The following is a 10,513-nucleotide window of genomic DNA, read 5'->3' as shown; positions in this document are numbered from 1 at the left end:
GTTCAAAAATGCTCCCGGCATTTTTGTACGGGCAGCCCGCTCGCAGGCTCGCGGTCTGTCCAGCTGGCTGCGCCAGCTGTCGAACCCTGGTCGAGGCTTCTCATCCCTCCCTGGGCGGTGCAACAGGCGAAAAAAAAGCCCGTACTTGCGTACGAGCTCTTCTTTAAATATGGCGGTGAGGGAGGGATTCGAACCCTCGATACGTTGCCGTATACACACTTTCCAGGCGTGCTCCTTCAGCCACTCGGACACCTCACCATATTGTTTCGCTGCACGCCTTGGGCGGGCAACGGGGCGCTACTATAGGGAGTTGCGCTAAAACGGTCAAGCAGTATTTATTCTTTCCTTACCGTTCGCTCAAGCAATGAACACCGCCCCGGTAAAAAACGCCGGGGCGGTGGCTTTAACGCTGTGAATCAAGCTGTTCGCCGTTCTTCACCACGTCCTGCGCTTTGGCGTAGCTCTCAATCAGCAGCATGGCGCTGTCATTTACGTCAATCACCGGGTGAGCCCGTAAAAATTAGCTGGAGTAGACATTTTTTGTACCTCTGTCGCGTCAGATTTGGCCAAAACGGCCGCTATTAAAATCACGCACCGCTTCGGCGATTTGCGTTTTGCTGTTCATGACAAATGGGCCATAGCCGACGATAGGCTCACCCAGCGGTTCGCCGGCCAGCAGCAGGACCCTGGCATCAGCGGTAGCGCTGAGGTGCAGCGTTTCACCCTGCTGGCTCAGCACCACCAACTGTCCTTCGCGCGCATTTTCAGCGCCGTTAACGCTGATTTCACCTTCAAGAACAACCAGCGCGGTGCTCCAGCCGGCAGGCTGGCGTAACGAGACGTCGTGGCCCTGCGTCAGCTGCATATCCCAGACGTTCAGCGGCGAGAAGGTGCGCGCCGGGCCGGAAACGTCGGCATAATCACCGGCGATGATCCGGACGTGGCCTGCGTTATCCGGCAGCGCGACGCGGGGAATCAGGTCAGCGGTGATGCTCTGGTATCCCGGCGCGGCCATTTTGTCTTTGGCCGGCAGGTTGACCCACAGCTGGATCATCTTCAGCTCGCCGCCGGTACGGGTAAATTCCGCCGAGTGGAACTCTTCGTGCAGGATCCCGGCGCCCGCCGTCATCCACTGCACATCGCCGGGGCCAATCACGCCGCCTCTGCCGGTTGAGTCGCGGTGCTCAACTTCACCTGAATAAACAACGGTTACTGTTTCAAACCCGCGATGCGGATGCTCGCCGACGCCGCGTTTGCCGCTCCCCGCCGGGAAGCTATGCGGTCCTGCGTAATCCAGCAGCAGGAAGGGGCTCAGCTGCTCGCCGTGGGTTTGATAAGAAAACAGCGAACGTACCGGGAAACCGTTACCGACCCAGTGCTGGGATGGCGCGGTATAGACGCCTGTAATCTGTTTCATTGTTCTCTCCTGTGCGGTTGTTTCGATGTTGATAAGCTTAGATGCGCGGCTAACAGCCCGGTAGATAGTAAAAATGACCTATACTGTTCTAAAAATGGAACGATGGGGGAAGGATGCAGGATCTCAACGACTTAGCCTGGTTTGTCCAGGTGGTGGATCATGGCGGATTCGCCGCGGCGGGTCGGGCGCTCGATCAGCCTAAATCGAAGCTCAGCCGCCGCATTGCCCAGCTGGAAGAGCGGCTCGGTGTGCGCCTGATTCATCGCACCACAAGGCAGTTCGCGGTAACCGAAGTTGGTCAGACGTTTTATCAGCACTGCAAAGCGATGCTGATCGAGGCCGAGGCGGCGCAGCAGGCGGTGGAGACCCTTCGCTCTGAGCCGCGCGGCAGCGTTAAGCTCACCTGTCCGGTTACCCTCCTGCATGTGCATATTGGCCCGATGCTGGCGCGCTTTATGCAGCGCTATCCGGGGGTGAACGTGCATCTGGAGGCAACCAACCGGCGGGTTGATGTGGTCGGTGAGGGGGTTGACGTGGCTATTCGCGTGCGGCCGCGGCCCTTCGATGATAGCGATCTGGTGATGCGGATGCTGGCCGATCGCGGGCACCGGCTGTTTGCCAGCCCGGCGCTGGTGGCGCGCATGGGGCAGCCGCAGGCGCCGTCTGAACTGAGCGAGTGGCCGGGACTGAGCCTGTCCGCCGGCAAGCATCAGCATAAGTGGCAGCTGACCGGCCCGCAGGGCGCCCGCGCGGAGGTCTATTTTACCCCGCGAATGGTGACCACCGACATGCTGGCGCTGTGCGAAGCGGCGGTCGCCGGCATTGGCGTTGTTCAGCTGCCGCTATTAATGGCGCGCGATCGGCTGGCGGCGGGTGAGCTGGTAGTGGTACTTGACGAGTGGCAGCCGCGCCGGGAGGTGATTCATGCGGTCTTTGCCTCACGCCGCGGGCTACTGCCGTCGGTGCGCGCGCTGGTGGATTTCCTCGGCGAAGAGTATCAGCGGATGGAGGAGGATTAGCGCAGGGCCGGATACGCCGGCCCTGGCCAGAGGTTTATGATGACTTTTGCTCTCTGAAGGCGACGACCGTATCCCATGCGGTTTGCTGCAGGGCGCGGGCTGTCCGTTCGGTCATATCGCCGTCGACAGGGAGAGCGCCGCCTACCGGAGAGTGATGATAGAGGGTAGCAAACAGTACGCAGGCCGTCAGGTAGGTGCCGGCCAGAGACGGATGGTTGCCATCGCTGTGGTATAAATTTATCTCCGGATGCTGCTCAACGGCGCGCGCAAAGGCGAGGCCGACGGGGGCCACGTAGCCGTGCGTCTGGCGGGCGATGTCAAGATAGGCCTTTTCCAGTTTATCCGTCTGCTCCGGTTTATTTTTGCTGGCCCAGGTCATAAACCAGACGACCTTTTCATTCGCTTTGTGCGCAATGTCCGCCATGGTTATCACCGATTGGGTAAAATACTCCCGGGTTGCGGCCCTTTTGCTGATGGCTTCCGTCGAGTTTCCCTGGAAGACGATCACGTCCCACTTTTGCAGACCGTTCTGGAACTGCAGGCTGAGAATATGCCACCCAGATGTCCGGTCGAGATGGTAATACCGCGATACGCATAGCCTTTGCCGCGTTCGGGCAGCAGCGAACGGGCGAGGTCCCGCAGGCGAGTGTTCACGTTGTTATTGTAATGGGTGTAAGAATTGCCATATATTGCGACGGTTTTATTTTCGTCGTCCATATCTGGTCAGCAGGGAGCATCCATGTATGAGGAGAGGCCCGAGCGGGTAATCGACCGCCACAAAATCGACAAACCCTGCCTCAGGCTTAAAGGAACGAATAGAATATAAGGGAGCGTCGGGAAATCCTGCTGTTCGTTTATCCCCCTCCCTTAACTCAAACGTGAGCGTATCGCTGACGGTTTATCAACCCGCCTTCACGGCAATCACGTCGATCTCAACTTGCCATTCCGGACGCGCCAGATGTGAAATCATCAGTCCGGTAGAGACCGGGAACACGCCTTTCAGCCAGCGCCCCATGATGTTGTACACCGTTTCGCGGTGGCGAACGTCGGTCAGATAAACGGTGATTTTGCAGATCTCTTGCAGGTTGCTGCCGCTCTCTTCCAGCAGCATGTTGATGTTGTACATCGCCTGCTCGGTTTGCGCCGCAATATCACCAATACCCACTGATTCACGGGTGTCTAAGTTTTGCCCAATTTGCCCGCGTAGAAAGACCATATTCCCGGCGACAACGGCCTGACACAGGTCGTTATCGAGATTTTGCTCCGGATAGGTCTCTTTGGTGTTAAACGGACGAATACGCGTATGTACCATTTTTTTGCTCCAGGTGGATAAGCGGCCCTCAGGCCAGGAATTGACGAAGCTCTGCCGTTTGCGGCTGAGTAAACAGTGTGTCCGGGGCGCCCACTTCGTGGACGCGTCCTTGATGCATAAACACCACCCGGTCGCTGACTTTGCGCGCGAAATTCATTTCGTGCGTGACCATGATGATGGTCATACCTTCCTGCGCCAGCGACTCAATCACCTGCAGCACTTCGCCGACCAGTTCCGGATCCAGCGCGGAGGTTATTTCATCGCACAGCAAGATTTCCGGATTCATCGCCAGCGAGCGCGCAATCGCGACGCGCTGCTGCTGACCGCCGGAGAGGCTATCCGGCCAGGCATCAAATTTATCGGCCAGGCCGACGCGTTCCAGCAACCGTCTGGCCGTGCGCTCGGCTTCGCCCCTGGCCATCTTTTTCACCAGCGTCGGGGCCAGCATTACGTTCTTACCCACGGTAAGGTGAGGAAAAAGATTAAAGCTCTGAAAAATCATGCCGACGTTCTGCCGCAGTTCGCGCAGAGCGGTGCCGTTGTCCTGCTGCACCGGCTGTCCGTCCACCAGCAGCTCTCCCGCCTGATAGGCATCCAGGCCATTAATGCAGCGTAATAAGGTGCTTTTCCCCGAGCCGCTTTTGCCGATAATGCACACCACTTCCTGGCGTTTTATCTGCAGATCAATGCCTTTCAGCACCTCGTTTTCGCCAAAACGCTTATGCAGCGCGCGTATATCCACCAGGGAAAAATCGGCTGTCTGGGTCATCAGTTGGTTCTCCGTGACAAACGTTGTTCAAGATGCCGGCTCCATATGGAGAGCGGAAAGCACAGGAAGAAGTAAAACAGGGCCACGCTGCCGTAAATCAGGAAGGGTGAAAACGTGGCGTTCGAGATGATCTGCCCGGCGCGCGTCAGTTCGACAAAACCAATCACCGACGCCAGAGCCGTGTTCTTAATGGCCTGCACCAAAAAGCCGACGGTAGGGGCGATGGCCACACGCAGGGCCTGGGGCAGAATGATGTAGCGTAGCTGTTCGCGAAAGTTGAGCGCCAGGCTCTGGGCTGCCTCCCACTGCTGGCGTGGAATAGCTTCCACGCTGCCGCGCCAGATTTCGGTTAAATAGGCGCTGGCGTACAGCGTCAGGCAGAAACTGGCAGTAAATAGTGGTGAAGTATTAATGCCGGCGATCGCCAGGCCGAAATAGACCAGAAAGAGCTGCAGCAGCAGCGGCGTTCCCTGAAACAGCTGCACATAGCCGCGAACGAAATAGCTGGCGATACGCGAACCAGAGAGGCGTAGTACCAGCAGTAACCCACCGACGACGCCACCGCCAATAAATGCGATAGCGGACAATCCAACCGTCCAGCGCAGCGCCAGCAGCAAGTTGCGATAGATATCCCATAAGGAAAAGTCGCTCATCATGGATCCTCAAGGTCGACGGAAAATAAAGCGCGGGCCTACCCAGTTCAGAATCTGGCGCACGGCGATGGCTAATACCAGATAGGCAGCGGCGGCGATAATGTAGGCTTCGAAATTACGGAAGGTGCGGCTGGCAATCAGGTTGGCGCTGAACGATAGCTCCTCGGTTGAGATCTGGCTGCATACCGCCGAACCCAGCATGATGATAATGACCTGACTGACCAACGCGGGCCAGACTCTGCCAAGAGCCGGAGGCAGCACCACGCGGGTAAAAATTTGCCAGCGGTTTAACGCAAGGCTCTGTGCTGCTTCGATTTGGCTACGCGGCGTGTTCTCAATACCGGCACGGGCGATCTCACTGGCGTACGCGCCAAGGTTGAGGATCAGCGACAGCACGCTGGCCGTCAGCGCCGACATCTGTACGCCTACCGCCGGCAGGCCGAAAAAGATAAAAAACAGCTGGATGATATAGGGAGTATTGCGGACCAGCTCGACATAGCTGGCAATGAGCCACCGTAACGGGCGCGGGCCGTTGGCGCGTCCCCAGCCGCAGGCAATTCCCAGGGTAATGCCCAGCAGCGTGGCCGCCAGCGTCATCATGAGGGTGATGACAATGCCGTTAAGCAGCATTGGCCACTGGCTCAATACCGGGGAAAAATCAAAGCTCATGTTCTGGGTTCTCCAGTAGTTGTGACAGCTGCGCCACGGAGGGCAGGGAGATAACCTGGCGTAGCTGAGTCAGAAGGCGACGGCTCGTGGTCGCGGATAGCACTTGCTGGGAGCATGACAGGAACTTGTCATCCAGGGCCTCATCGTTCAGGGGATTGGTAGCATTGCCCAGCGCGCGATCGACACGGCAGCTGAGCTGCCGCCCCGATTTCAGATTCAGGGTGATGCAGGCACCTTCCGGGGCGGTTTGCAAACTCTGCGGGTGTTGCCACTGCGTGCTGCTGGTGATGCTGACTTTCGCCATCAGGGCATGTAGCCCCGCCGGTTCCAGCGACGCCTGCGTCAACTGGTTCAGGGTTAACTCACCATAAAATAGCGTGGCGGCGATGGCATAGGGCAGGCTGAATTGCGCCTGTTGCGGAGTCAATGGATTGGCGTAAATCAAGTTCGCGAGCACAATCTGCGGCACATCGCAGCGGATCTGCTCTATTTCACCCACCGCAAGCGTATGCCGTTGCATCAGGGTGACAACCGCATCGACGGCCGCGTGAGCAGACAGGCAGACCGGGATGCGTTTAACGTCCAGCCCCGGCCGCAGCAAGCGCCAGCCGTGAACGGTTAACCGCTCCGGCTGCCATTGGGCATCGTTCATCAGCACCGGCAATCCGTAATGATGTTCCAGCGTATTGAGCGGACCCGTGATTCCCGCTTGCGCCATCAGCGCCGCCTGAATGCCTCGTTCGGCGGCCAGTCCGGCCATCACGGCTTTCGCATCGCTGCCAAAGGCGCTTTTACTGCCGCCGGCGGCGGCGAGAGCTAACGCAATAGCATGGGCAACCTGATGAGGAGCCAGGCGTAGCAGGTGGGCGGCGGCAACGGCGGCGCCGACCACACCCAGAATCCCGGTTGTCCACCATCCGCGTTGATACAGCTCCTGGCCCAGCGCTTCGCCGAGCCGGTATTGGCATTCGCTACCTGAGACAATGGCCGTCAGCAGACTGGCGCCGTCGCGGTCATACTGCTGAGCCACTGCCAGTGCGGCCGGGATGATGACTGCGGAGCCATGGACGAATCCGGCGTAGCAGTTGTCATCAAAATCCAGCGCGTGCGCGGCACAACCGTTGATCCGCGCGGCGTCCAGCGGGCTGACGCGCAGCGTGCCGCCCAGCGTGCTGGCCTTACCCTCGCTCATTACCGTCCGTTTCAGACGCTGCACTACCGGCATCGTGCTGCCAGCCAGCGCCACGCCCAGCGTGTCGATCAGCGCGCGACAGGCGACCCGCCGCACGTCGCCTGGGATCGACGACAGCGTTATGGCCGCCGCCTGCCTGGCCAAAATATGGGTTGCATAATGGTTCATGTTGTTCCCCACCAGAGAAAAGACTCCCCGCCCACAGGGAGCCACAATGCTTAGGATTCAGGCAGATCGCCTGCTGGCGCACCCAGCCACTTCTGCGAAATCTGATTGATGGTGCCGTCGGCTTTCGCGGCACGCAGGATTTCGTTCACTTTGGCAACCAGCGCAGGGTTACCTTTTGGCAGGCCGACGTAGCATGGGGCGTTAGCGAGAATCACTTTTAGCTGAATATCCAGACCGGGGTTTTTCTGCTTCAGTGCGCCGGCGACGGTGGTACCGATTGCCACTAATTGCGTTTGGCCGGACATGAACGAGGCGATAGTGCTGTTGTTATCTTCAAAGCGTTTGACGTTAGCTTTTGGTGCCAGGGTCGTTAACTCTTCATCCTGCATCGAGCCGCGGGTTACCGAGACCGTTTTGCCCGCTAGCTCGTCGGCGTTGCTGGCTTTCACCCCAGCCTTGCCAAACACCGCATCAAAGAAAGGCGCATAGGCGATGCTATAGTCGATCACTTTGGCGCGCTCTGCGGTTTTACCCAGCGAGGAGATGGTCATATCCGCTTTACCGCTTTGCAGATAGGGGACGCGATTTGGTCCCGTGACCGGCACCAGCTGCAGCTTCACACCCAGTTTATCGGCGATCAGTTTGGCGGTGTCGATATCAATGCCCTGCGGCTGCATATCACTTCCCACAAAGCCATAGGGGGCGTAATCCTGAGGGACCGCGATACGCACCACTTTTTGCTGCATAATGGTATCCAACAAATCGGCGGCGCTGGCGGAGAGGCTGGAGAATGCGCAAGCGAGTCCCAGCATTGCTGCAAATGCAAACTGTTTTTTCATCTCATTATTTCCCGTTCAGGTTATTGTTACGTAAATGCGCGGTCATGAGGCGGATTAACTATTTTTATTGAAATAACCCGCGCGCACCGCGGTGCCAATTAAATTGACAAAGAACCGACAGGCGGTAATGGCGGTAATTTGGTTAATATCTTTCTTCGGCGTGATTTCAACCAGATCCATGCCCACGACTTTGCCTTTTGCCACCAGACCGTGAATTAATTTACGCATTTGGTGATAAGTTACCCCGCCTAATGCCGGGCCGTTGACCGCGGGCATAATCGTTGGGTCAATACCATCGGCGTCACAGGTAATATAATAATGACCGCCATCAGGAATACGTGCTAACAGGCTGTCGATACCTTCATCATGCAGCTGATGGGCAGGAATCAATTTCGCACCATATTCCAGCGCTGCGTCAACCTCTTCCTGGCGCGCCGAACCGTTTGCGCGCAGGCCAATTTGCCAGATTTCGCCGATGTGCTTCATTTCTGAGGCCCGGCGAATGGGGCTGGAGTAACCATCGGTCACGCCGTTGACATCCTGACGCCAGTCCAGGTGAGCATCGACATGAATCAGGGTGATGGTTTCATTCAGTTCATCCAGCGCGCGCAGCACCGGAATCGGAATACCGTGATCGCCGCCAATCACCAGCGGCATGCCGCCCAGCTGTAAAATTTTACGTACTACCGCTTCGGCCGCTTCGTAATGTTGACCCAGGGCGCGGGCATCGCCTGCGATATCGCCGCAATCGATCATGCGAATATCCTGATTATCCATCAGCGGGCCGCCAATATCGAAATCGTAACGCTCAATGCTGCGCACCGCGCGATCGGTCGCCTGACGCACTGCCGTCGGTCCATTGGTTTGATCGTTGGTGACTTCATCAATGGAATAAGGCGAGCCATAAGGAATCCCTAATACGGCGATATCTACGCGATCCAACGTATTTAAATCACTGACTACTTCGGAATAAAGCAGGCTCTTATGACCATGTTTCGGTGCGGTGGTCATTTCGGATTTATATCTCATTTTATCCTCTGGTCTGTCGTGAGTAACTAGTTAAGACTCCACCACTCTCCGGTGGCCCATAATTGCTCTTCGGTTCTTTTCACTGCCGAGTGAATATCGGTCCGCGCATTGGCGGCAAATAATGCCACCAGTAATTCACTAACTAATAAGGCTGGCGTAATCGTGTCGAAAAACGACGCCGTTTTCTTTTGTACCAATATTGATTCCGCGGCCAGTCTTGCGACAGGCGAACTGGCATTATCGGTAATTGCGACAACACGGATTTTCCGCTGGGCTAAATAGCGGGCCAGCGTGACGGCCCGTCGGGAATAGGGCGCCAGACTGACTACCAGCAGCACATCTTTGGCGTTAATCTCGCCCATCAGCGTCATCATGCCGCTTTCGCCTGCGCCATCAATCAGGCGCACATTGTTGGCGAACCAGGCGCTGACATGTTGAAAATGGAAGGCGACAGGAAACGACGAGCGAAGCCCCAGACAGTAAATGGTCCGCGCTTCTGCCAGCAGCCTGCTGGCTTGAATCATCGCCTCAAGATTCTCCTGACGACACAGTGTTTCAATATGGGCCTGCGTGGTGGCGGCCAGGTCGCGCAGCAAAGAGTCTTCTCCCTGCTTATTCATCGCAACCAGCCCCGGCACTCGTGATTCATAGATGCTGCTTTTGGTACGCAAGGCGGCGATAAACACTTCGCGCAGCGCATCATAGCCGCCGAGTCCGAGGCGTTTTGCCAAACGGGTCATCGTGGAAGGCGGAACGCCGGCAAGACGCGACTGCTCACGCATTGACATTACCGCTACTTCCTGGGCGTGGTCTAACACAAAGCTGGCCGCCAGCCGTTCCTGACGGGGAAGCTGTTCGTACATTGCTTTTAGTCTGGAAATAACTTCAGCCTGTTCCATATGTGATTCCCTTTCGGTTTGACTCAATCACAATTGCAACGGTTGTGCCAAAGATGATTATCATTGATTGGAATGAATCAAAATTAACCCTGCAGTAGGACACCCTGGCGGCATAGGGAGGGAACGCTGATTCCAGGAATGATTAGTTTGATTCAAAACCGCGTGAAAAAAGGGGCGGGCGTTATTTTTTCAGGTTGTTAGCTGCGGGGAACTGTGCATTTTTTACGCGCTAGCGTGGAGCATCGACTGCATGCTGCCAGGGCAAAGGGGCGTTCATGAAGCAAATAGCTGTCGAACCCCGGTTGGGGCTTCTCATCTCTCCCTGGGTATGCAATGTGCGAAAAAAAGCCCGTACTTGCGTACGAGCTCTTCTTTAAATATGGCGGTGAGGGGGGGATTGACTCGCTTCGCTCGCGATTACTCGGCCCGTCCCTGGGCCTCGCCCCTTCGGGGCCAACGCAGGCGTTGTTCAAAAATGCTCCCGGCATTTTTGTACGGGCAGCCCGCTCGCAGGCTCGCGGTCTGTCCAGCTGGCGGTGCCAGCTGG

Annotated in this window: 10 protein-coding genes, 1 tRNA gene and 2 pseudogenes; 1 reads left to right on the top strand and 12 read right to left on the bottom strand. The window is 57.1% G+C overall.

Features of this window, described 5'->3' with window-relative positions; translation table 11 throughout:
* Nucleotides 1-170 precede the first annotated feature (170 nt).
* The 3 genes and pseudogenes from PFH44_RS20830 to PFH44_RS20820 form a co-directional block, all read right to left on the bottom strand.
* Nucleotides 171-258, bottom strand: a tRNA-Ser gene (locus PFH44_RS20830).
* Nucleotides 259-403: 145 nt separating this feature from the next.
* Nucleotides 404-475, bottom strand: a pseudogene (locus PFH44_RS20825) (hydrolase); the annotation flags it as partial.
* A gap of 81 nt (nt 476-556) precedes the next feature.
* Nucleotides 557-1,417, bottom strand: a complete 861-nt coding sequence (locus PFH44_RS20820; RefSeq protein ID WP_045854806.1) for a pirin family protein — start codon at nt 1,415-1,417, stop codon at nt 557-559.
* A 113-nt stretch (nt 1,418-1,530) separates the two neighbouring features.
* Between PFH44_RS20820 and PFH44_RS20815 the strand changes: the two genes are divergently transcribed.
* Entirely contained in the window at nt 1,531-2,436 is a 906-nt protein-coding gene (locus PFH44_RS20815; protein ID WP_283826015.1) for a LysR family transcriptional regulator, read from the top strand.
* A gap of 34 nt (nt 2,437-2,470) precedes the next feature.
* Here the strand turns inward: PFH44_RS20815 and PFH44_RS20810 are convergent.
* The 9 genes and pseudogenes from PFH44_RS20810 to PFH44_RS20770 all read right to left on the bottom strand — a co-directional run bounded on the left by PFH44_RS20810 (nt 2,471) and on the right by PFH44_RS20770 (nt 9,966).
* Nucleotides 2,471-3,153: pseudogene (locus PFH44_RS20810) on the bottom strand (SGNH/GDSL hydrolase family protein).
* Between the two features lie 184 nt (nt 3,154-3,337).
* Complete coding sequence (locus tag PFH44_RS20805) at nt 3,338-3,748, bottom strand: RidA family protein (RefSeq protein ID WP_045854808.1); 411 nt, start codon at nt 3,746-3,748, stop codon at nt 3,338-3,340.
* 28 nt (nt 3,749-3,776) lie between these two features.
* Nucleotides 3,777-4,517 (bottom strand): amino acid ABC transporter ATP-binding protein, encoded by a 741-nt coding sequence (locus PFH44_RS20800; RefSeq protein WP_283826014.1) that lies wholly within the window; start codon nt 4,515-4,517, stop codon nt 3,777-3,779.
* Nucleotides 4,517-5,170 (bottom strand): amino acid ABC transporter permease, encoded by a 654-nt coding sequence (locus PFH44_RS20795; RefSeq protein WP_045854810.1) that lies wholly within the window; start codon nt 5,168-5,170, stop codon nt 4,517-4,519. The genes PFH44_RS20800 and PFH44_RS20795 overlap by 1 nt, the downstream gene beginning before the upstream one ends.
* A 9-nt stretch (nt 5,171-5,179) precedes the next feature.
* Nucleotides 5,180-5,839: an amino acid ABC transporter permease gene (locus PFH44_RS20790; RefSeq protein WP_283826012.1), complete on the bottom strand. Its 660-nt coding sequence runs from the start codon at nt 5,837-5,839 to the stop codon at nt 5,180-5,182.
* Complete coding sequence (locus PFH44_RS20785) at nt 5,829-7,199, bottom strand: MmgE/PrpD family protein (protein WP_283826011.1); 1,371 nt, start codon at nt 7,197-7,199, stop codon at nt 5,829-5,831. The genes PFH44_RS20790 and PFH44_RS20785 overlap by 11 nt, the downstream gene beginning before the upstream one ends.
* Before the next feature lie 50 nt (nt 7,200-7,249).
* Entirely contained in the window at nt 7,250-8,038 is a 789-nt protein-coding gene (locus tag PFH44_RS20780; RefSeq protein WP_045854813.1) for a transporter substrate-binding domain-containing protein, read from the bottom strand.
* 54 nt (nt 8,039-8,092) lie between these two features.
* Complete coding sequence (locus PFH44_RS20775) at nt 8,093-9,067, bottom strand: agmatinase (RefSeq protein ID WP_045854814.1); 975 nt, start codon at nt 9,065-9,067, stop codon at nt 8,093-8,095.
* Between the two features lie 26 nt (nt 9,068-9,093).
* Nucleotides 9,094-9,966 carry a MurR/RpiR family transcriptional regulator gene (locus PFH44_RS20770; RefSeq protein ID WP_045854815.1) on the bottom strand — a complete coding sequence of 291 codons (873 nt, stop codon included), beginning with the start codon at nt 9,964-9,966 and terminating at the stop codon, nt 9,094-9,096.
* Nucleotides 9,967-10,513 lie beyond the last annotated feature (547 nt).

This window comes from Klebsiella sp. Ech2A (assembly GCF_030078455.1).
In the GTDB taxonomy this organism is placed as follows: Bacteria; Pseudomonadota; Gammaproteobacteria; order Enterobacterales; family Enterobacteriaceae; genus Klebsiella; species Klebsiella terrigena.
The sequence above is the reverse complement of the archived record's forward strand: the minus strand, read 5'-3'. Positions and strand labels throughout refer to the sequence as shown.

What these genes read in the sequence shown, in the direction of transcription:
- PFH44_RS20820 (WP_045854806.1), bottom strand. Translation starts at nt 1,417, where the DNA reads ATGAAACAGATTACAGGCGTCTATACCGCGCCATCCCAGCACTGGGTC.
- PFH44_RS20815 (WP_283826015.1), top strand. Translation starts at nt 1,531, where the DNA reads ATGCAGGATCTCAACGACTTAGCCTGGTTTGTCCAGGTGGTGGATCAT.
- PFH44_RS20805 (WP_045854808.1), bottom strand. Translation starts at nt 3,748, where the DNA reads ATGGTACATACGCGTATTCGTCCGTTTAACACCAAAGAGACCTATCCG.
- PFH44_RS20800 (WP_283826014.1), bottom strand. Translation starts at nt 4,517, where the DNA reads ATGACCCAGACAGCCGATTTTTCCCTGGTGGATATACGCGCGCTGCAT.
- PFH44_RS20795 (WP_045854810.1), bottom strand. Translation starts at nt 5,170, where the DNA reads ATGAGCGACTTTTCCTTATGGGATATCTATCGCAACTTGCTGCTGGCG.
- PFH44_RS20790 (WP_283826012.1), bottom strand. Translation starts at nt 5,839, where the DNA reads ATGAGCTTTGATTTTTCCCCGGTATTGAGCCAGTGGCCAATGCTGCTT.
- PFH44_RS20785 (WP_283826011.1), bottom strand. Translation starts at nt 7,199, where the DNA reads ATGAACCATTATGCAACCCATATTTTGGCCAGGCAGGCGGCGGCCATA.
- PFH44_RS20780 (WP_045854813.1), bottom strand. Translation starts at nt 8,038, where the DNA reads ATGAAAAAACAGTTTGCATTTGCAGCAATGCTGGGACTCGCTTGCGCA.
- PFH44_RS20775 (WP_045854814.1), bottom strand. Translation starts at nt 9,067, where the DNA reads ATGAGATATAAATCCGAAATGACCACCGCACCGAAACATGGTCATAAG.
- PFH44_RS20770 (WP_045854815.1), bottom strand. Translation starts at nt 9,966, where the DNA reads ATGGAACAGGCTGAAGTTATTTCCAGACTAAAAGCAATGTACGAACAG.